This is a genomic window from Amycolatopsis stemonae (assembly GCF_054781455.1).
On sequence record NZ_BAAGUJ010000001.1, the window covers coordinates 366734 to 386193 of the forward strand.

Below are 19460 nucleotides of genomic sequence, written 5' to 3' on the forward strand. Positions count from 1 at the left end.
CTACTCGGCGTTGCTCGAGTGGCCCGGGAACAGGTGGGCGTCCGGGTCGAGCGCGACGGCGATGTTGTTGACGGCCGTCGCGGCCTCGCCGAAGCCGGTCGCGATCAGCTTCACCTTCCCCGGGTACGCGGCGACGTCGCCGGCGGCGTAGACGCGTTCGCGGGCGGTGGCCATCGTCGAGTCGACGGCGATCGCGCGGTGGTCGATCTCCAGGCCCCAGCTCTCGATCGGGCCGAGGTCGGCGGTGAACCCGAGCGCCGCGACGACAGCGTTGGCCGGGAGCCGCTCGTCTTCGGCGCCCTTGACCGAAATCTCGACGGCCTCGAGCGCGCCGCTCTCGTTCTCGACGAACCTCGTGACCTCGGCGTCGGTGATGATGCGCGTGCCGAGTTCGCGGGCCTGCCGGACGATCGACTCGGCCGCGCGGAACTTCGCGCGGCGGTGCACGAGCGTCACGCTCTCGGCGACCGGGTGCAGCGCCAGGATCCAGTCGAACGCCGAGTCCCCGCCGCCGACGACCACGACGTGCTGCCCGGCGTGCGCGGCCAGCGACGGGACGAAGTGGACCATGCCGCGGCCGAGCCAGCCGTCGCCGGCGGGCAGCGGGCGCGGGGTGAACTCGCCGATGCCCGCGGTGATCAGCACCGCGCCCGCGCGCAGGGTTTCGCCGCCGTCGAGGGTCAGCTCGACACCTTCTCCGGTGCTTTCGAGCTTCTCGGCCTTGCGCCCCAGCAGGTACGTCGGCGCGAACGGCGCGGCCTGCTTCACCAGGCCGTCGATCAGGTCGCGCCCGCGGACCTCGGCGAACCCGCCGACGTCGTAGATCATCTTCTCGGGGTACATCGCGGTGACCTGGCCGCCGGGCTCGGGCAGCGAATCGACCACCGCCATCGAGAGGCCGCGGAACCCGGCGTAGTACGCGGCGAACAAGCCGGTCGGGCCCGCGCCGATGATCACGAGGTCGTAGGAGTCCCCAGGAACTTCAGTCATGCTCGCTCCAGCCAGTGGTGGATGGCGGTGATCGAGAACACACCCGATCCTAGCCGGATCGGAGTTCACTCGACGGGGTGCGACACCGGCGGCCGGACGACCGGCGCCCACCGTGGGGTGCGCGGCGGACAGTGCTCAGCGCCACCGCGGCGATCTTGGTGATCTTCGGCTGGTTCGCCCTGGTCATCCGGCTCGGGCTCCCCTACGCCGAATCCGAAGGCCTGGTGTTCTTCGTCGCCGTCTCCTTCGTGGTCTTGGTCCTGCTCGGCCGCTGGCTGGCCCGCACGGGCGCGCTGCTCGTCCTGCTCGGCCTGCTCCCGGTGTACGCGGTGTTCTTCGGTGGCTGGGCGGGGATCGGCGACGAAATCCTGCTTTCGCGCGGGAAGGCGGTGGAGGCGGTGCTGACCGCGGAAACGGTGCAGCGGCTGAAGGGCGGCCTCTCGTACACGTACGACCTGCGGAACCCGGACGGGAGCACGGGATCGCTCGATCCGGGCATCGGCACGCGGCTGGCGGTCGGCAGCCGGGTCGAGGTCGTCGAAGACCCGGACGGGCTGGTCGCGACGCAGCTCGCCGGACGGCAGGACCCGACAGTGCCACTCGTCTTCGCCTGCCTCGGGGTCGCGGGGTTCGTCGCCGCCGTGGCCGTGACCGCGTGGGCCGGTGAGCGGCGCAGGGTGCGCAACGCCACCACGCGGTGACTCGCGAACAGGTCCAGAATCGGGGTCATGGCTGATCAGGAATACCGGATCGAACACGACACGATGGGCGAGGTCCGCGTGCCGGCCGACGCGCTCTACCGCGCGCAGACCCAGCGGGCCGTCGAGAACTTCCCCATCTCCGGCCGGGGCCTGGAGCGCGCCCAGATCCGCGCGCTCGGCCTGCTCAAGGCCGCCGCCGCGCGCGTGAACCTGAAGCTGGGCGTGCTCGACGCCGACGTCGCGAACGCCATCGCGGCCGCCGCCGACGAGGTCGCCGAGGGCGTCCACGACGCGCACTTCCCCATCGACGTCTTCCAGACCGGGTCCGGGACGTCGTCGAACATGAACGCCAACGAGGTCATCGCGACGCTCGCGAGCCGCGCCCTCGGCCGCGACGTGCACCCGAACGACCACGTCAACGCGTCGCAGTCGTCGAACGACACCTTCCCGACGACCATCCACGTCGCCGCGACCGAAGCCGTTACCAAGGACGTCATCCCCGCGCTGGAGTACCTCGCCGGCGCCATCGAGGTGCGGGCCGCGGAGTGGGCCGACGTCGTGAAGTCCGGCCGCACGCACCTGATGGACGCCGTGCCGATCACGCTCGGCCAGGAGGCCGGCGCGTGGGCGTCGCAGATCCGCTTCGGCGTCGAGCGGCTGAAGTCGGGCCTGCCGCGCCTCGGTGAGCTGCCGATCGGCGGCACCGCCGTCGGCTCGGGCCTCAACGCGCCGGACGGCTTCGGCGCGTCCGTCGCCGCCGAACTCGCGACGGTGACCGGGCTGCCGCTGACCGAGGCCCGCGACCACTTCGAGGCGCAGGCGACGCAGGACAGCGTGGTCGAGACGTCCGGGCACCTGCGCACGATCGCCGTGTCGCTCAACAAGATCGCGAACGACCTGCGCTGGCTGGGGTCCGGCCCGCGGACCGGCCTGGCCGAATTGGCGCTGCCGGACCTGCAGCCCGGCTCGTCGATCATGCCGGGCAAGGTGAACCCGGTGATCCCGGAGGCGACGCTGCAGGTCGTCGCGCAGGTGATCGGCAACGACGCGGCCGTCGCGTTCGCCGGCGCCGCCGGCAACTTCCAGCTGAACGTCAACCTGCCGGTGATCGCCCGCAACGTCCTCGAGTCGGCGCGCCTGCTCGCCGCGGTGTCGCGCCTGCTGGCCGACAAGGTCTTCGCGGGCATCACGGTGAACACCGAGCGCACGCGCACCTACGCCGAAGGCTCGCCGTCGATCGTGACGCCGTTGAACAAGTACATCGGCTACGAAGAGGCCGCGGCGGTCGCGAAGCAGGCTCTCAAGGAGCTGAAGACGATCCGCGAGGTCGTCCTCGAACGCGGCTACGTGAAGGACGGCAAGCTCACCGAAGAGCAGCTCGACGAAGCGCTCGACGTCCTCCGCATGGCCCGCGGCGGCAAGTGACCCGCTACCGCCGGCGCAGGCGCGCGTCCGCCAGCGCCGGCGGGGTGTAGTCCTTCTCGGCCGGGTTCAGGTCCGTGCCCGGCGGGACGATCTCGTCGATCCGGTCCAGCACCTCGTCGTCGAGGACCAGGTCGGCGCCGGCCAGCAGGTCGGCGAGCTGCGCCGGGGTCCGCGGGCCGATGATCGCCGACGTCACGCCCGGGTGCGCCCGGACGAACGCCGTCGCCAGGTGGGTGAGCGGCCGGCCCAGGTCGTCGGCGATCTTCTTCAGCTGCGCGATCGCCTCGAACTTGACCGCGTTCTCCGGCAGTGCCGGGTCGAACTTGTGCGCCTGCAACGTCCGGCGGCCGTCGGAAAGGTCCACATCGGACGGCTTCAGGTACTTGCCGGAGAGCCAGCCGCTGGCCAGCGGACTCCAGGTCAGCACGCCCATGCCGTACTTCCGCGCGGTCGGCAGCACGGCGGCCTCGATCGCCCGGTTGAAGATCGAGTACGGCGGCTGCTCGGCGCGGAACCGGGCCAGGCCGCGCTTTTCGGCCACCCACTGGGCTTCCACGATCTGCTCGGCCGGGAAGTCCGACGACCCGATCGCGCGGACCTTGCCCTGGCGCACGAAGTCCGTGAGCACCGAAAGGGTTTCCTCGATGTCGGTCGCCGGATCGGGCCGGTGGACCTGGTAGAGGTCGACGTAGTCGGTGTCGAGGCGCCGCAGGCTGTCGTCGAGCGCCCGGGTGAGCCAGCGCCGCGAAAGGCCGCCTTGGTTGGGGTCGGAGCCCATGGGGAAGAACCCCTTGGTGGCCAGCACGACGTCGTCGCGACGGCCCTTCAGCGCCTTGCCGACGATCCGCTCGTTCTCGCCGTCGGAATACATGTCCGCGGTGTCCCAGAAGTTCACCCCGGCATCGAGCGCCGTGTGGAGCATCCGGACGCTCTCTTCGTGGTCCGGGTTGCCCCACTTGCCCAGCATCATCGCGCCGAACGCGTACTCACTGACCGAAATCCCCGTGCCGCCCAGAATTCGTCGTTCCATGTCACCCACTCTGGAAGCGGCGGGCACACCGGGCCAGGTCACGCTCAACCTGGGTCTGCCAGTACCAGGCGGGCCGCGGGGAGCCGGGGATACTGGAGGCATGAGTGACGCAGCCGGGCTGGGAGCCTTCCTGAAGGCGCGCCGCGCCGCCCTCGACCCCGCCGACCTGGGCCTGCCGCAAGGGATCACGCAGCGGCGGGTCAAGGGCCTGCGCCGCGAGGAGCTGGCGCAGCTGTCCGGCATCAGCGTCGACTACTACACGCGGCTGGAGCAGGGGCGCGCGAAGAACGTCTCGGACGCGGTCCTCGACGCGCTGGCCCGCGCACTGCGCCTCACCGCCGGCGAGGAGTCGTACCTGCGCAACCTCGCCGCGCCGAAGCGCCGGGACGAGCGCGCGCCGCAGCCGGTCCGGCCCGAGCTGCAGCAGCTGCTCGACGCCATCCAGGCGCCGGCGTTCGTCTTCGGGCGGTACCTGGACGTGCTCGCGTGGAACGCGCTCGGCGGCGCGGTCGCGTTCGCCTTCGCCGACCTCGAAGAGCGCAACATGCCGAAGCTCATCTTCACCGACGAACGCGCGAAGCAGCTGCACCCGGAGTACGACGCCGTGTGCCGCGAGCTGGTGGCGAACCTGCGCGCGGAGAGCGGACGGCACCCCGGTGACCCGCGGTTCGCCCAGCTCGTCGGCGAGCTGTCGCTGGCCAGTGAGCAGTTCCGGAAGCTGTGGGCCGAGCACGCGGTCCGGGAGAAGGCGCAGGGGTGGAAGGTCCTGATGAACCCCGTCGTCGGCGAGCTGCGGCTGCGCTACGAGACGCTGCGGCTGCCGCAGGACCCCGACCAGGGCATGGTCGTCTACCACGCCGAACCGGGGTCGGAGACCGAACGCGCGCTCGGCCTGCTGGCCAGCTGGATCGCCGCCGATGAACGCCCGGTGAACACTCGGTCGTCGCAACCCCACGCCCGGTGACGCCTGCCTAGGCTCCTTGACCTGGGGAGTCGGGGGCAGAGGAGCGGCACGGTGGGCGTCGGCGCGACGATGCAGTCCCTCGCCGAGATCCTGAGCTCGGACTCGGGCAGCCTGGTCCTCGGGATCGCCGCGCTGGTCGCGATCGCCGCGCCGTTCGTCGACCGCTACTTCATCCGGCGCCGCCGCCTGACGTTCCGCGTCCTCTACAACTCCAAGATCGGGCTGTCCCCGATCGACCTGCACGACGGCGAGAACGGCTCGGCGCAGGCGGCTCCGCAGCTGGAGCAGGTCGCGCGGCTGCTCGACCGGATGAGCATCGTGGTGATCCGGATCCACAACACCGGCAGCTTCGACATCGCGCCGGGCGACTTCGAAATCCCGCTGTCGTTCACCTTCGGCAGCCGGATCGTCTGGGACGCACGGGTGTCCGACGCCACCGACGACGGCCTGCGCCAGCACGTCCGCGACGGCCTCGAGTTCTTCACGCGCGAGAGCCCGCAGAAGCCGGTCGAGGGCGTGAAGCTGGCTCGCGTGCGCGCGCTGCTGCCGAAGCGCTTCGCCGGGCTCGCGACGGCCGAAGCACCGCCCGAGGCACCGGAGTGGCACGGCGTCCGGTTCGCGCGGCTGTCGTTGAAGCGCAAGGAAAAGTTCAAGCTGGTCGTCGTGCTGCGCGAGTCCGGCGGCGACGACGGCGAGATCAGCAAGCAGATCGACCACCACGCGCGGCTCGCCGCCGGCCGGATCAAGGACGACCGCAAGCAGCGCCGGTTCGGCTGGCCGGTCATCACCACGGCCGTCGGGGTGCTGCTGACCGGCGCCTTGCTGGCCACGCTGGTCGTGTCGTGGTCGCGGCCGGAGACCACCGCGCAGTGCGCCACCGGGAAGCTCTCGGTCGAGGGGTCGAGCGCGTTCGTCCCGATCATCGACAGCATCGCCGCCGAGTACCACGGCCAGTGCGACGGCGCGGCCATCTCGACCCACGCGACCGGCAGCGTCACCGGCGTGCGCGCGCTCGCGCCCGTCGACGCGGCGGGCAAGGACGAGCTGGCGGTCCTCTCGGACGGCAAGTCCGGCGAAGCAGGCCCCGATCTGGAGGCGAAGGCCGTCGCGGTGGTCGTGTACAGCCTGGTCGTCAACCGCGCCGCCGGCGTCGACCGGCTGACGACCCAGCAGGTCAAGGACATCTTCAGCGGCCGGGTGCGGAACTGGGACCAGCTGCGGCCGGGGCCGTCGGTGCCGATCGGGATCGTCGGGCGCGGGCAGGAGTCGGGCACTCGCAAGACGTTCGAGCAGAAGGTGCTCGGCGGCGCGGAGGACCGGCTGTCGTCGGACTCGTGCCGCAAGCCGGAACGCGACCCCGCCGCGGCGACCACGCGCTGCGAACGCGGCACGACCGCCGAGGTGCTCACCGAGGTCGCCGCCGTGCCGGGCGCGATCGGGTACGCCGACGTCCCGGCGGCCAAAACGGCGGCCGCCCGCGACCAGCAGGTGACGATCGTGCAGCTCGACGGCCACTACCCCGACGTCACGACCGTCGACGCCGGGTACCGGTTCTGGACCGTCGAGTACCTGTACACGAAGGGCGTGCCGTCGAACGACAGCGTGCTCAAGCGGTTCCTGGACTACCTCGCGAGCCCGGCCGCGCGGGCCGAGCTGCAGGACGCCGGGTACACCCCGTGCGTGGCCAAGGACGGCCTGCTCGACCCCCTCTGCACCAGGCCGGACATCTGACCGACGAGAAATTGTCGGTGGTCCGGGTCATGATGTCCGGGTGTTGCTGAGCGAGTTGGTCCGCGCGTCCGCCGAGCTGGCGGCGACCAGGTCCAGGAAGGCGAAGATCGCCCTCCTGGCCTCGGTGCTGCGCGCCGCCGAGGTGGTCGAGCTGCCCGTGGTGATCGCGTACCTGACCGGGCAGACGGCGCAGGACCGGCTGGGTGCGGGCTGGCGCACCCTGGCCGGGCTGGGCGCCGGCTCGGTTCCCTCGCCGGAGGCCACGGTCGCCGAGGTCGACGCGGCGCTCACCGCGGCGGCCGGCGTCGCGGCGGGCACCGGCTCCACCGGGCGGCGCCAGGAGATCCTGCGCGCGTTGTTCGAGCGGCTGACGAAGGACGAGCAGGAGTTCCTGTTCCGGCTGGTCACCGGCGAGCTGCGGCAGGGCGCGCTGGAAGGCGTGATGGTGGACGCCGTCGCGGCGGCGGCCGAGGTCCCGGCCGTCGACGTGCGGCGGGCGTTCATGCTGTCCGGGAAGCTGGGCGTCACCGGGGTCGCGGCGATGACCGGCGGACAGGCGGCGCTGGCGGAGTTCCGGCTGACGCTGGGCACGCCCGTCAAGCCCATGCTGGCGTCGCCGGCGGAGTCGCTCGAAGAGGCCGTCGCCGAGCACGCCGAGGCGATCGTCGAGTACAAGATGGACGGTGCGCGGATCCAGGTGCACCGCCAGGGCGACGAGGTGCACGTGTGGACCCGCACGCTGCGCGAAATCACGTCGAGCGTGCAGGAGCTGGTCAAGCTCGTGCGGGCGCTGCCGTGCGAGTCGGTGGTGCTGGACGGCGAGACCCTGGCGCTGACCGACGCCGGGCGGCCACGGCCGTTCCAGGACACGATGAGCCGGTTCGGCAGCACCCGCGAGGAGCAGGTGAAGGCGCTGCTGCTGCGGCCGTACTTCTTCGACTGCCTGCACCTCGACGGCGTCGACCTGCTGGACGCGCCGCTGTCCGAGCGCAACGCGGCCCTGCGCAAGGTCGCCGGGGCGCACGTGATCCCCGGCGAGGTGGGCGTTTCCCGCGCGGCCGAGGTGCTGGAGGCGGCGATGGTAGCCGGGCACGAAGGGGTGATGGTCAAGGACCTCTCGTCGCCGTACGCGGCCGGGCGGCGCGGGCGGGCCTGGCTGAAGGTCAAGCCGGTGCACACGATCGACCTGGTCGTGCTCGCGGCCGAGTGGGGCCACGGGCGGCGCACGGGCACGCTGTCCAACCTGCACCTGGGCGCCCGCGACCCGGACGGCGGCCCGCCGATCATGGTGGGCAAGACGTTCAAGGGCATGACCGACGAGCTGCTGGCGTGGCAGACGAGGACGTTCCAGGAGATCGAAACCCACCGCGACGACTGGACGGTGTACGTCCGCCCGGAGATCGTCGTGGAGATCGAGCTGGACAGCGCCCAGGTTTCGACCCGCTATCCCGGTGGCCTGGCGCTGCGGTTCGCGCGGGTGCTCCGCTACCGCCCGGACAAGGACCCGGCGGAGGCGGACACGATCGACACGGTCCGCGGCCTGCTCCACGGCGACCGCTCGGAAGGGGGCTGACGACGAAGGTCTCGATCACGACATCTCGTGCGTCGGCGGCCCTTTCCTCGTAAAAGGACAGACGAAAGTCGATGTTGCCCCCTCCCGCTCCTGAGCAGAGTGGCTGACGGAGTTTCCTTCGGCCAGGGAGAAAAAGCATGAGATTGCGCGCTGTGTCCGGCTTGCTCGCGAGCACGACCCTGCTCGTCGCGGCCTTCGCGGCACCGGCTTCGGCCACGCCGGTGCCGAGCACGCCGGACGCCGGGCACCAGCCGTCGAAGCACCACTTCTCGGCGGCCGCGCAGTCGTTCGTCGGCGCCGACACCGTGCAGAAGCGCGTCGCCAAACTGGAAGCGGCGATGGCGTCGCTGCCGAAGGAGAGCACCGCGTACAACGCGACGAAGCTGTGGAACGCCGGCATCACCGGCGCGGGCAGCACGGTCGCGACGCTGGTGTCCTTCGGCGACGACCAGGTCAAGCAGGTGCTCGACACCTACTCGAAGAACCACGGCCTGCCGCCGGCGAACGTGGAGGTCATCCAGCCGTCCGGCCCGGTGCCGGCGTGCACCGACCCCGGCGTCGACACCGCGACCTGCCGGAGCTGGGGCGGCGAGACCGACCTCGACGTCACGATGATGCACGCCATGGCGCCGAACGCGAAGATCATCGTCGCGGCGACGCCGGTCGCCGAGACCCAGGGCTTCACCGGCCTGCCCGAGATGATGCACGCGGTCGACTACATGACCGAGCACAAGCTGGTCGACGTGATCTCGATGAGTTTCGGCACGACGGAGGAGAACTTCCCGTCGTTCGACTCGATCAAGACGCTCGACCCGGCGCTGGACCGCGCGAGCAAGGCCGGCATCACGATGGTCGCCTCCTCCGGTGACGACGGCCCGACCGGCGGGTACCTCTCCGGCCCGGGCAACTACCCGTACCGCGTCGCGAGCTGGCCGGCGTCCGACCCGCGCGTCACGACGCTCGGCGGCACGCAGCTGCACCTCGACGCGAACGGCACCCGCACCAAGGCGGACGACCTGGTGAACGTCGCCGACGACGGGTTCGCCGAGGGCGCCGGGCTGTCGAAGACGTACGCGCGGCCGAACTGGCAGGACGGCGTCAAGAAGATCACCGGCAGCAAGATGCGCTCGTTCCCGGACATCAGCATGGAAGGCGTGCACGGCACGTCGCAGTCCGCGCCGCTGTTCGCCGGCGTGCTCGCGCTCGCGGTGCAGGCCAAGCACGGCAAGCTCGGTCAGATCAACCCGGCGCTGTACACGAAGCTGGGCCCGGCGGGCCCGAAGGCGGGCATCGTCGACGTTACCGAAGGCGACAACAGCCAGGACGGCGTCGTCGGCTTCACCGCGGCGAAGGGTTTCGACATCGCGAGTGGCTGGGGCACGGTCGACGCGTCGGTCTTCGTCCCGGCTCTGGTCAAGGCGCTTCGCTGACCCTTGCACCGAAAGCGGAGTTGCCCGGTGTGATCGGCACCGGGCAACTCCGCTTCCGCGTCGCCCGTCAGTAGCAGCGATCCGACTTGATCGCGTAGGTGTAGTTGTTGGACAGGTTGGACGTCACCTCGAACCGGATCTTGTGGTAGACGGGCGGGTCGCCGAGCACGCCGTGCGACACCGTGTGTTCCTTGCCCGGCGCGATCCCGCCGCTCCACAGGCCCTTGTCGAAGACGTCGTCGATGATCTGGACGAGCAGGCCGCGGTAGTCGTGGTTGTGCACGGTGATGTCGATGTTCTGCCCCGCGCTGACCTCGACGACCTTCGTGGCCCCGCCCATCAGCGGCCCGCCTTCGCACACCTTCGTCGCGGCGGCCGACGCCGAGGGCGCCACCACGAGCGTCGCGGCCAGCGCCGCCATCGGAACGGCCAGCTTGCGCATCATCGGTTCCCCACCTTCGTCTTGACCACATCGGACGTTTCGGCGATGTCGAGGCCGATCGTCATCGAGCCGCCGCAGTAGACGTGCCTGCCGTTCTTGAAATAGAGCGTCAGGTCGCCGGCGCACTCGAAGACGCGGACGTCCCAGGTGCGCTCGCCCGGCCACAGGCAGATGGCGTCCTTGCCTGCCCGGCGCATCCAGCCGTGGTACCCGGATTCGCACGTGATGATCGGATCACTCGCGACGGTCGCCGTCGCGGGGGCCGATGCCGAAGCCGTGCCGGCCGGCAGCAGGCCCGCGACGAGCGCGGTCCCGATGACGGCCGAAGCCTTCAGGTACGGACGCATGGGTTTCCTTCCCCTGCAGAATGGATTCGCCCGGGGAGATCCGGGCACCGACGACGTTAGGGACGATCGCCCAGGCCCGGGAAGCCCTTCGCCGTCCACACCGGAGCGAAAGCCAAACGAAGATCGTTTTTGCAGGTCAGCGCAATGGCCAGCGGGCGCCGAAAGCCAAATTCAGGGGGTGATCCGGACCGAGAAGAACACCGCGCGGGCGTCCGGCAGCAGCAGGTGTCCCTCGGAGTCGGCCATCTTCCAGTACACCTGGCAGTGCCCGGGCGAAGACGGCGCCTGTACCTCGACGGAGACCCGCACGTGCTCGCCGGGCGCGGTGTAGGGCACCGGCACGCGGGCGGGAGTCCGGCATTCGTCGGGACTGCCGAAGGAGCCGGACCGGACGAGATACCGCCCGATCCATCCGACGGATCCGGCGTTGCGCAGCTCCCAGGTCTTGACGAACCGGCTCCCGGCGGCGACGGCCGTCCCATCGGGAACGGTCACATCGGCGACGAACTCGGACACATCACCGGCGGCGGGTTCCTCAGCGGAGAACGCCCCACCGAAGACGAAGCCGACGGCAACGACAAGCACAACGGCGACGGCCGCGGCCAGCCCGTAGGCCGCCCACCGCCTTCGTGGCGACGGCACACCTCCCAGCCGCGGCCCGAGCGCCCGCACCCACCCGCGTCGCGGCTCGGGCTCGCGCGCCTTCTCCCAGCACCCTCGCCATTCGAGCCGCACCGAAGCCTCGTCCTGGCCCAGCACCCCGACCGCCAGCACGCGGACGAACTCCCACGTCGTCTCCCAGCTGGGCAGCTGCCGGCCGCGGGCCGCCGCCGACAGGGCCGACTTCGAGGCCAGGGCGCCCAGCTCGTCGCGCATCCGGTCGTAGGACGGGTCGCCCGCCTCGCGCTTCAGCGCCCACAGCCGGCGCGCGAACGCGGCGACCGGGCCGGTGGTCTCCGCCGGGCCGTGTGCGACCCGGCCGCGCCGTCCCGGCGTGCGTTCGACGTCCATCGAGGCCGACAATAGAACCCGCACCGGGTGACCGGCTCGACTCGATCGAGTGGTCCACTGTGGAGTTACCGCCCGGTATTCTCCGGTGATGCGCAGCGAGAAGCTCACCCGCGGCTGGTTCGCGGTCACCGCGCTGGTCGCCTTGACCGGCCTCGTCACCCAGGTGATCGCGACGGCCGGCGACACCACCGGCCGCTTCACGACGGCCGCCGGACGGATCGCGAACCTGTTCTGCTTCTTCACGATCGACTCGAACCTGCTCGTCGCCGTGACCTCGGCGCTCGTCGCGCTGGGCCTGGCCCGCGGCAGGTTGTTCACCGTGCTCTGGCTCGACGCGCTGGTCGGCATCATCGTGACCGGCATCGTCTACCAGGTCGCGCTCGCCGGCCTGTACGACCTGCACGGCCTGTCGTTCTTCGCCGACACCATGCTGCACAAGGTGACGCCGATCCTGTTCGTGCTCGGCTGGCTGCTCGCCGCCCCGCGCGGCGCGCTGACCTGGACGACGGTCTGGTGGTCGCTGGTCTACCCGCTGGCCTGGCTGGCGTTCACGCTCCCGCGCGGCGCGTTCACCGGCTTCTACCCGTACCCGTTCGTCGACGCCGGCGCGCTCGGCTACGGCCAGGTGACCCTGAACTGCGTCTTCATCGGGCTGTTCTTCACCGCGCTCGCGACCGGGGCGTTCCTGTACGACCGCCGGCTCACGCCCGCACCCGGCGGAACGCGTTGAGCCCGTCGGTCAGCCCGGCCTGAACCAGCGTCGGCAGCGCGCCGCGCCGGTCGACCGGCTTGCCCGCCGCGATCCGGTGCATCTGCCGGGTGTGCCACTGGATCTCCAGCAGGCTGTCGGCCAGCCGGACGCCGGTCTTCGGGCAAAGCCGCTCCGCGCGGACGTCTTCGCCGCCGAGCAGCCGCGCGGGCAACCCGGGATCGACGATCACCGGCCGGCCGAGCCCGATGACGTCCACTTCGCCCGAGCTCAGCGCGTCGGCCATCCCCCGCGGGGTCGTGAAGCCGCCGGTGACCATCAACGCGACGTCGGACACTGAACGCGCCTTCGCCGCGTAGTCCTGGAAGTACGCTTCGCGCGCCTGCGTGCTCGCGCGGCCGGAGCCCATCATCGCGGCCTTCTCGTAGGTGCCGCCCGAAACCTCCAGCAGGTCCAGCCCGGTTTCGCCGAGTTCGCGCACGACCTCCAGGGACTCGTCCTCGGTGAACCCGCCGCGCTGGAAGTCCGCACTGTTCAGCTTCACCGCCACCGGGACGTCGTCCCCTACCGCCTCGCGCACCCGCCGGACCACCTCGAGCAGGAACCGGCGCCGGCGCACCGCGTCGCCGCCCCAGGCGTCCGTGCGCACGTTCGTCAACGGCGAAAGGAACTGCGAGACGAGGTAGCCGTGCGCGCCGTGGATCTGGACGCCGTGGAAGCCCGCGTCGACGAAGGTGCGTGCTGCCACCGCGAAGCGCTCTATGATCGCTTCGATCTCTTCGCCGGACAGCGCGCGCGGAGCGGCGAAGGCGGTGCGGATGCCGCGGTTGCCGAAAGGCACGGCGGACGGCGCGACGGGCTCCCGCGACAGGTACCGCGGGCTCTGCCGGCCGGGGTGGTTGAGCTGTACCCACAGGCGCGTGTCCGTGCCCTCGACCGCGCGCGCCCAGGCGCGGAAGCCGGCCGGGTCCGCGGTCGCCGCCACGTTGCGCGGCTCGCCGAGCGCGGCCGGGTCGACCATGACGTTCCCGGTGATCAGCGCCCCGGCGCCGCCGCGCGCCCAGGTGCGGTAGAGCTCGTGCAGCTCCCGCGTCGGCGCGTTCCGCCGGTCGCCGAGCTGCTCGCTCAGGGCCGACTTGACCAGGCGGTTCGGCAGCACCGCGCCGCAACGCAGTTTCAGCGGCTCCGCCAGGAGGTCCCGGGTCGCGGTCATCGCGTCACTCCTCGAACTTACTCACAGTAAGGTGACGCGAGAGTAGCATACCGCCGGTATGTCATCTACCCGCCGAATGACCGTTAGGGTCGGGCGCATGACGGCGATCGTGCAGAACCTGGTGACCTCCGGCGTCTTCCAGCTCGACGGAGGCAGCTGGGACGTCGACAACAACGTGTGGATCGTGGGCGACGACGCGGAAGTGATCGTGATCGACGCGGCGCACGACGCGAAGGCCATCGAAAACGTCGTGGGCGAACGGAAACTGGCCGCGATCGTCTGCACCCACGCGCACAACGACCACGTCAACGCGGCGCCCGCGCTCGCCGAAGCGACCGGCGCGCCGATCCTGCTGCACCCGGACGACCGCGTCCTCTGGGACCAGACCCACCCGGACCGCGCCCCCGACGGCGAGCTGAAGGACGGCGCCACGATCACGATCGCGGGCACGGACCTGCGCGTCATCCACACACCCGGCCACGCACCGGGCGCGGTCTGTCTGTACGCGGAGGACCTCGGCGTGCTGTTCACGGGCGACACGCTGTTCCACGGCGGCCCGGGCGCCACGGGACGGTCCTATTCGGACTACCCGACGATCGTGAAGTCCATCCGCGAGAAGCTGTTCACGCTGCCGGAAAGCACCAAGGTGCACACGGGCCACGGCGAGGGCACGACGCTCGGCGCGGAGAAGGCGGCATCGAGCGGCTGGGACCAGCCCTAGGACGTGTGTTTCCGGGCGACGGCGGCCCGCTCAAAGCCGACCGCCGCTCCCACAGCCGTCAGCACGTCAGCCGCGGCGGGGTCGGGGCTACCCGGACCCGCTGCTTTGCCTCGCCCGCCAGGGTGAGGGCCCACTCCTGCAGGCCCGCGACGTCGATGCCGTGCGGTGGCTCACCCCGGTACGGCTCGATGTTCGCCGCTCCGCGCTCCAGCAGGGACACCGCGCCCGTCGTGTTGCCGCGTGCCGCGTGCGTCAGGCCGACCGCCAGCTGGGCCAGGCCGCGCCACAGCTCGCGATCCGGTCCGTCGGTCGTCTTCCACGCGTCCTCGAAGACTTCGTGCGCGTGGAACGGCTTGCCGTCGTCGAGCAGCCGCTGGGCCTCCGCAAGCGTTTGCGCCGGGGTCCGCTCGATGCCCTCCGGCTGGCGTTCGACGCCCTCCGCGCCGTACGGGAGCGGCCGGCCGAGGCCGTCGCGCGGCCGTGCGTTGCGTGCGCGTCCCTTGGCGTCCCGGTCGCGGCGGCTCATGTCCCGATCCTGCCACGGGCCCGGCCGCGTTCGCCGTCTCCTCGAGTGCCCCGTAGTCTGGGGACTCGTGCGTTTCCTCGACGGCCACCGGCCCGCTCACGACCTGACCTACGACGACGTCTTCCTCCTGCCGAACCGCTCGGACGTGGAGTCCCGCTTCGACGTCGACCTCTCCACCGCGGACGGCACGGGCGCGACCATCCCGATCGTCGTCGCCAACATGACCGCGGTCGCCGGGCGCCGGATGGCCGAGACCGTCGCCCGCCGCGGCGGGCTGGTGGTGCTGCCGCAGGACGTGGACACCGCCGCCGTCACCGAGATCGTCGGCTGGGTGAAGAGCCGCCACACCGTGTGGGACACCCCGCTCGTGCTCACCGGCGGCGACGCGGTGGCCGACGCGCTCAACCTGGTCCACAAGCGCGCTCACGGCGCTGTCGTGGTCGTAGACGGCGAAGGCCGTCCAGTCGGCGTCGTCGACGAAGCGGCTTGCGCAGGCGTAGACCGCTTCGCGCGTCTCGCCGACGTCGCGCAGCCTGCGGCCGTTGCAGTCCCCCTGACGACTCCGGCGCGCGAAGTCTTCGAGCAGCTGCACAGCCACGGCGCGCAGCTGGCGCTCGGCCTGGACGCCGAAGGCCGTCTCGCGGGCGTCCTGACCGCCGTCGGCGCGCTTCGCGCGGACATCTACACCCCGGCCGTCGACGGAGACGGCAACCTGCGCGTCGCGGCCGCGATCGGCGTGAACGGCGACGTCGCGGCGAAGGCCGAAGCGGTCCTGGCCGCGGGCGTCGACGTGCTGGTCGTCGACACCGCGCACGGGCACCAGGAGAAGATGATCGCCGCGCTGAAGGCCGTCCGGTCGGTGTCGCCGCAGGTCCCGGTGGTCGCCGGGAACGTGGTGACCGCCGAGGGCACGCGCGACCTGATCGAGGCCGGCGCGGACGTCGTCAAGGTCGGTGTCGGGCCGGGCGCGATGTGCACCACGCGGATGATGACCGGCGTGGGCCGCCCGCAGTTCTCGGCCGTCGCGGACTGCGCGGCAGCCGCGCGCGAGCTGGGCAAGCACGTCTGGGCCGACGGCGGCGTCCGCCACCCCCGCGACGTCGCGCTGGCGCTGGCCGCGGGCGCGTCCGCGGCGATGGTCGGCTCGTGGTTCGCCGGCACCTACGAATCGCCCGGTGACCTGCGGTTCGACGAGCAGGGCCGGCCGTACAAGGAGTCGTTCGGCATGGCGTCGAAGCGCGCGGTGGGCGCCCGGACGCGCACGGACAACGTCTTCGACCGTGCCCGGAAGGCGCTGTTCGAAGAGGGCATCTCCTCGTCGCGGATGTCGCTCGACCCGGCCCGCCCGGGTGTCGAGGACCTGCTGGACTCGATCGGCTCGGGCGTGCGGTCTTCCTGCACCTACGCGGGCGCGCGCACGCTCGAGGAGTTCCACGAGCGCGCGCTGCTGGGCGTCCAGTCGGCGGCCGGGTTCGCCGAAGGCCGCCCGCTCCCCTCGGGCTGGTGACGAGCCGGGGCGGCGCGGGCGCGCCGCCCCGGGTCCGTCAGCCGTGGTCCTCCAGCATCTCGGTGACCAGGGCGGCGATCGGCGAGCGCTCCGAGCGCGTCAGCGTGACGTGCGCGAACAGCGGGTGGCCCTTCAGCTTCTCGATCACCGCCGAGACGCCGTCGTGCCGGCCGACGCGCAGGTTGTCGCGCTGGGCGACGTCGTGCGTGAGCACCACCCGGGACGCCGTGCCGAGCCGCGAGAGCACGGTCAGGAGCACGTTGCGCTCCAACGACTGCGCCTCGTCGACGATGACGAACGTGTCGTGCAGCGACCGGCCGCGGATGTGGGTCAGCGGGAGCACCTCGAGCATGCCGCGGTCGAAGACCTCGTCGAGGACGTCCTGGCTGACCAGCGCGCCGAGCGTGTCGAACACCGCCTGCGCCCACGGCTGCATCTTCTCGCTCTCGGACCCGGGCAGGTAGCCGAGGTCCTGGCCGCCGACCGCGTAGACCGGCCGGAACACCACGACCTTGCGGTGCTGGCGGCGTTCCATCACCGCCTCGAGCCCGGCGCACAGGGCGAGCGCCGACTTGCCGGTGCCGGCCCGGCCGCCGAGCGACACGATGCCGACGTCGGAGTCGAGCAGCAGGTCGAGCGCGACGCGCTGCTCGGCGCTGCGGCCGTGCAGGCCGAACGCCTCGCGGTCGCCCCGGACCAGCCGGATGCGCTTGTCCGCCGTGATCCGCCCCAGCGCGCTGGAGGTGCCCGCGAGCAGCCGCAGCCCGGTGTGGCAGGGCAGCTCGGCGAGCTCGTCCATGCCCCACTCGACGGGGTCGACGGTGCTGCCGCCGAACAGCGCGTCCAGCACTTCCTGCTGGACGTCGACGTCCGCCATGCCCGTCCAGCCGGACGGCGTCACTTCCTGCGCGCGGTACTCGTCCGCCTCGAGACCGACGGCCCCGGCCTTGACCCGCAGCGGGATGTCCTTCGTCACCAGCGTGACCGCCTGGTTCTCCGCCGCGAGGTTGAGCGCGCAGGCGAGGATGCGGTGGTCGTTGGAGTCGGTGCGGAACCCGGACGGGAGCACCGACGGGTCCGAGTGGTTCAGCTCCACCTGCAGCGTGCCGCCGTGGTCCCCGATCGGGAGCGGCGCGTCGAGCCTGCCGTACTGCCGGCGCAGGTCGTCGAGCATGCGCAGGGACTCCCGGGCGAACCAGCCGAGCTCCGGGTGGTGGCGCTTCGCCTCCAGTTCACTGATGACGACCAGCGGAAGCACGACGGCATGCTCGGCGAAGCGGGTGACCGCCCACGGGTCCGAAAGGAGGACCGACGTGTCGAGCACGTACATGTGCTGCTGGGATTCGGGCGAGGTCGAGGCTTTCTCCGGGCCAGGAACGGCACCGGTCGAAGAACGGCCAGAGGCCTTGCGGGGCAAACGCTGCGCAGTCACGACGGCATCTCCCTCGTGGGCGTGTGCACCTCACGCCCGCACTCGCTGGGCCGGGCACCTCCCTGGCTGGACCGTTCCTCCTGACGAGCTGTCAGGTGGCGCGGCCACGAGGGCCGGGTGCCGGCCCCCTCGTGCGACTCGTGGGCGGCTTCGCCGCCCCCTCGATCACCGTCACGACCAGGGCCTCCCGCGAGGACCCGCACGGAACGCGTGCCCTCACCTCCGGAAGGTACCTACGAATCGGAGATCGCGCAGGGAGCCAACACGGTGATTCGCCAGATCGTCACCTCACTGTCGGTCGTCCGACATCAACGCCTCGTGACGGTGACCGCGAGTGACCGACCTCTCGATCGATGCACACACGTCGGAATGATCTTGGGAAAATCGCTGACCCGTTGTATTCGCAAGATCGATTGAAGAGCTTCTACCACGTTCGGTTGCGCGCCGCATTTTGCGCCGCCAAGAGAGAACCGGTCCGAGTGAAAGCGCCTGCTGCAGGCTCACACAATGGGCGTACGAGCCGTACGAGATGCCCCTTTGACGGGTAATTTTCTCACTGCGGGACACACCACCGGACCCCCGGTGCCCCGGATCCCAACAGTTCTACCTAGGAGTGTGCGAAGTGCTGAAGAAGGCTGGTTTCGTCGCCGCCACCGCTGCGGGTCTCATGATGATCGGCAGCACCGCGTTCGCCGCGACGGGCGACACGACGGGCACCCCGGACCCGACGTTCGGCGACGCCTACGCCACGTTCATCGAGGGCGGCGGCGCCCTGGGCTACGGCGCGGCCTCCCTGGTCGCCGGTGCCTACACGGGCATCGCCACCACCCCGGCGCTGGTCCTCCACTCGCTGGAGCACCACCACTGAGTCGAGGCTTGCGAAAGGGCCCTGGAGTTCGCTCCGGGGCCCTTTCCCTTTTGTCAGGACCCGAACCGCCGGTGGCGCCACGCGTAGTCGCGCATGGCGCGCAGGAAGTCGACCCGCCGGAATGCCGGCCAATACGCTTCGGTGAACCAGAATTCCGAATGCGCGGACTGCCAGAGCAGGAATCCGGAAAGCCGTTGTTCGCCTGAAGTGCGGATGATGAGATCCGGATCCGGCTGCCCCGACGTGTAGAGGTGCTCGGAGATGTGGTCGACGTCGAGGATTTTCGCGAGCTCGTGAATCGTCGTGCCCTCGTCGGCGTGGTGGCGCAGCAGCTTGCGCACGGCGTCCGCGATTTCCTGGCGCCCGCCGTAACCGACCGCGACGTTGACCTCCATCCCGGTCCGCCCTTCGGTGCGCGCGGCGGCTTCGCTGAGTCGCTTTGCGACTTCGGCGGGTAGCAGATCGAGGGCCCCGACGATCCGCAAGCGCCACGGCGTACCGGGCGCGGCGAGCTCGTCGGTGACGTCGGTGATGATCTTCAGCAGCGGTGTGAGCTCGTCCGGGTCGCGGTTGAGGTTGTCGGTCGAGAGCAGCCACATCGTGACGACCTCGACCTCGGCCTCCTGGCACCAGCTCAGGAAGTCCGCGATCTTCTTCGCCCCGGCCCGGTGCCCGTCCGCGACGTCGGAAAAGCCGGCTTCCCGGGCCCAGCGGCGGTTGCCGTCGAGCATGATCGCGATGTGCCGGGGATGCCGCCCGGCGGCCTGCTGGATGAGGCGTCGGCCGTAGACGCTGTACACGACGTCGGACAAGAAGGAGCGCACACTCACGTCGAGGCAG

General features: G+C 71.1%; 19 protein-coding genes. 10 read left to right on the top strand and 9 right to left on the bottom strand.

The features are described 5' to 3' along the window. A complete protein-coding gene (locus ACYVLJ_RS01885) occupies positions 1 to 990 on the bottom strand; it encodes an NAD(P)/FAD-dependent oxidoreductase (RefSeq protein WP_451968162.1) in 990 nt (329 codons plus the stop codon). 131 nt (positions 991 to 1121) lie between these two features. Here ACYVLJ_RS01885 and ACYVLJ_RS01890 point away from each other — a divergent pair, with 131 nt between their 5' ends. Together ACYVLJ_RS01890 and ACYVLJ_RS01895 are read left to right on the top strand one after the other, a co-directional pair. Then, positions 1122 to 1691: a hypothetical protein gene (locus ACYVLJ_RS01890; protein WP_460437533.1), complete on the top strand. Its 570-nt coding sequence runs from the start codon at positions 1122 to 1124 to the stop codon at positions 1689 to 1691. Between the two features lie 27 nt (positions 1692 to 1718). After that, positions 1719 to 3116 (top strand): class II fumarate hydratase, encoded by a 1398-nt coding sequence (locus ACYVLJ_RS01895; RefSeq protein WP_460437534.1) that lies wholly within the window; start codon positions 1719 to 1721, stop codon positions 3114 to 3116. A 4-nt stretch (positions 3117 to 3120) separates the two neighbouring features. Here ACYVLJ_RS01895 and ACYVLJ_RS01900 read toward each other — a convergent pair whose 3' ends face one another. Then, positions 3121 to 4146, bottom strand: a complete 1026-nt coding sequence (locus ACYVLJ_RS01900) for an aldo-keto reductase family protein (protein WP_460437535.1) — start codon at positions 4144 to 4146, stop codon at positions 3121 to 3123. A 100-nt stretch (positions 4147 to 4246) separates the two neighbouring features. On the opposite strand from ACYVLJ_RS01900, the gene ACYVLJ_RS01905 reads away from it, so the two are divergent. The 4 genes from ACYVLJ_RS01905 (at position 4247) to ACYVLJ_RS01920 (ending at position 9844) form a co-directional block, all read left to right on the top strand. After that, complete coding sequence (locus ACYVLJ_RS01905) at positions 4247 to 5110, top strand: helix-turn-helix domain-containing protein (RefSeq protein WP_460437536.1); 864 nt, start codon at positions 4247 to 4249, stop codon at positions 5108 to 5110. A gap of 51 nt (positions 5111 to 5161) precedes the next feature. Then, positions 5162 to 6841, top strand: coding sequence for a PstS family phosphate ABC transporter substrate-binding protein (locus ACYVLJ_RS01910; protein ID WP_460437537.1), 1680 nt, complete (start codon positions 5162 to 5164; stop codon positions 6839 to 6841). Positions 6842 to 6881: 40 nt separating this feature from the next. Then, positions 6882 to 8414 (top strand): ATP-dependent DNA ligase, encoded by a 1533-nt coding sequence (locus ACYVLJ_RS01915; protein ID WP_460437538.1) that lies wholly within the window; start codon positions 6882 to 6884, stop codon positions 8412 to 8414. Positions 8415 to 8551: 137 nt separating this feature from the next. Further along, positions 8552 to 9844, top strand: coding sequence for a S53 family peptidase (locus ACYVLJ_RS01920; protein ID WP_451968175.1), 1293 nt, complete (start codon positions 8552 to 8554; stop codon positions 9842 to 9844). 67 nt (positions 9845 to 9911) lie between these two features. Here the strand turns inward: ACYVLJ_RS01920 and ACYVLJ_RS01925 are convergent, their stop codons facing one another. The 3 genes from ACYVLJ_RS01925 to ACYVLJ_RS01935 all read right to left on the bottom strand — a co-directional run bounded on the left by ACYVLJ_RS01925 (position 9912) and on the right by ACYVLJ_RS01935 (position 11644). Further along, positions 9912 to 10289: a hypothetical protein gene (locus tag ACYVLJ_RS01925; protein ID WP_451968177.1), complete on the bottom strand. Its 378-nt coding sequence runs from the start codon at positions 10287 to 10289 to the stop codon at positions 9912 to 9914. Continuing rightward, complete coding sequence (locus ACYVLJ_RS01930; RefSeq protein ID WP_451968179.1) at positions 10286 to 10633, bottom strand: hypothetical protein; 348 nt, start codon at positions 10631 to 10633, stop codon at positions 10286 to 10288. Before ACYVLJ_RS01930 ends, ACYVLJ_RS01925 begins: the two co-directional genes overlap by 4 nt. 171 nt (positions 10634 to 10804) lie before the next feature. Beyond that, on the bottom strand, positions 10805 to 11644 hold the full coding sequence (locus tag ACYVLJ_RS01935; RefSeq protein ID WP_460437539.1) for an NBR1-Ig-like domain-containing protein: 840 nt from the start codon (positions 11642 to 11644) through the stop codon (positions 10805 to 10807). 88 nt (positions 11645 to 11732) lie between these two features. On the opposite strand from ACYVLJ_RS01935, the gene ACYVLJ_RS01940 reads away from it, so the two are divergent. Next, a complete protein-coding gene (locus ACYVLJ_RS01940) occupies positions 11733 to 12374 on the top strand; it encodes a Pr6Pr family membrane protein (RefSeq protein ID WP_460437540.1) in 642 nt (213 codons plus the stop codon). Here ACYVLJ_RS01940 and ACYVLJ_RS01945 read toward each other — a convergent pair. Continuing rightward, entirely contained in the window at positions 12346 to 13566 is a 1221-nt protein-coding gene (locus ACYVLJ_RS01945; RefSeq protein ID WP_460437541.1) for an NADH:flavin oxidoreductase/NADH oxidase family protein, read from the bottom strand. The genes ACYVLJ_RS01940 and ACYVLJ_RS01945 overlap by 29 nt on opposite strands. A gap of 97 nt (positions 13567 to 13663) precedes the next feature. On the opposite strand from ACYVLJ_RS01945, the gene ACYVLJ_RS01950 reads away from it, so the two are divergent. Next, the gene (locus tag ACYVLJ_RS01950; protein WP_451968187.1) at positions 13664 to 14287 is read left to right on the top strand and encodes an MBL fold metallo-hydrolase; all 624 of its coding nucleotides are present in this window, start codon (positions 13664 to 13666) and stop codon (positions 14285 to 14287) included. Positions 14288 to 14345: 58 nt separating this feature from the next. On the opposite strand, the gene ACYVLJ_RS01955 is transcribed toward ACYVLJ_RS01950, so the two are convergent. Next, positions 14346 to 14813: a DUF309 domain-containing protein gene (locus ACYVLJ_RS01955; protein ID WP_460437542.1), complete on the bottom strand. Its 468-nt coding sequence runs from the start codon at positions 14811 to 14813 to the stop codon at positions 14346 to 14348. 67 nt (positions 14814 to 14880) lie between these two features. Between ACYVLJ_RS01955 and guaB1 the strand changes: the two genes are divergently transcribed. After that, positions 14881 to 16320: a GuaB1 family IMP dehydrogenase-related protein gene (gene guaB1 / locus ACYVLJ_RS01960; protein ID WP_460437543.1), complete on the top strand. Its 1440-nt coding sequence runs from the start codon at positions 14881 to 14883 to the stop codon at positions 16318 to 16320. Positions 16321 to 16357: 37 nt separating this feature from the next. Here guaB1 and ACYVLJ_RS01965 read toward each other — a convergent pair whose 3' ends face one another. After that, on the bottom strand, positions 16358 to 17650 hold the full coding sequence (locus ACYVLJ_RS01965; protein WP_451968193.1) for a PhoH family protein: 1293 nt from the start codon (positions 17648 to 17650) through the stop codon (positions 16358 to 16360). Positions 17651 to 18374: 724 nt separating this feature from the next. Between ACYVLJ_RS01965 and ACYVLJ_RS01970 the strand changes: the two genes are divergently transcribed. Beyond that, positions 18375 to 18620, top strand: a complete 246-nt coding sequence (locus ACYVLJ_RS01970; RefSeq protein WP_451968195.1) for a hypothetical protein — start codon at positions 18375 to 18377, stop codon at positions 18618 to 18620. A gap of 53 nt (positions 18621 to 18673) precedes the next feature. Here ACYVLJ_RS01970 and ACYVLJ_RS01975 read toward each other — a convergent pair whose 3' ends face one another. Further along, on the bottom strand, positions 18674 to 19450 hold the full coding sequence (locus ACYVLJ_RS01975; RefSeq protein WP_451968197.1) for an isoprenyl transferase: 777 nt from the start codon (positions 19448 to 19450) through the stop codon (positions 18674 to 18676). Positions 19451 to 19460: the final 10 nt, after the last annotated feature.

Coding starts and splice junctions, on each gene's coding strand:
- ACYVLJ_RS01885 (WP_451968162.1), bottom strand. CDS start 990: ATGACTGAAGTTCCTGGGGACTCCTACGACCTCGTGATCATCGGCGCG.
- ACYVLJ_RS01895 (WP_460437534.1), top strand. CDS start 1,719: ATGGCTGATCAGGAATACCGGATCGAACACGACACGATGGGCGAGGTC.
- ACYVLJ_RS01900 (WP_460437535.1), bottom strand. CDS start 4,146: ATGGAACGACGAATTCTGGGCGGCACGGGGATTTCGGTCAGTGAGTAC.
- ACYVLJ_RS01905 (WP_460437536.1), top strand. CDS start 4,247: ATGAGTGACGCAGCCGGGCTGGGAGCCTTCCTGAAGGCGCGCCGCGCC.
- ACYVLJ_RS01920 (WP_451968175.1), top strand. CDS start 8,552: ATGAGATTGCGCGCTGTGTCCGGCTTGCTCGCGAGCACGACCCTGCTC.
- ACYVLJ_RS01925 (WP_451968177.1), bottom strand. CDS start 10,289: ATGATGCGCAAGCTGGCCGTTCCGATGGCGGCGCTGGCCGCGACGCTC.
- ACYVLJ_RS01930 (WP_451968179.1), bottom strand. CDS start 10,633: ATGCGTCCGTACCTGAAGGCTTCGGCCGTCATCGGGACCGCGCTCGTC.
- ACYVLJ_RS01935 (WP_460437539.1), bottom strand. CDS start 11,644: ATGGACGTCGAACGCACGCCGGGACGGCGCGGCCGGGTCGCACACGGC.
- ACYVLJ_RS01940 (WP_460437540.1), top strand. CDS start 11,733: ATGCGCAGCGAGAAGCTCACCCGCGGCTGGTTCGCGGTCACCGCGCTG.
- ACYVLJ_RS01945 (WP_460437541.1), bottom strand. CDS start 13,566: ATGACCGCGACCCGGGACCTCCTGGCGGAGCCGCTGAAACTGCGTTGC.
- ACYVLJ_RS01950 (WP_451968187.1), top strand. CDS start 13,664: ATGACGGCGATCGTGCAGAACCTGGTGACCTCCGGCGTCTTCCAGCTC.
- ACYVLJ_RS01955 (WP_460437542.1), bottom strand. CDS start 14,813: ATGAGCCGCCGCGACCGGGACGCCAAGGGACGCGCACGCAACGCACGG.
- ACYVLJ_RS01965 (WP_451968193.1), bottom strand. CDS start 17,650: ATGTACGTGCTCGACACGTCGGTCCTCCTTTCGGACCCGTGGGCGGTC.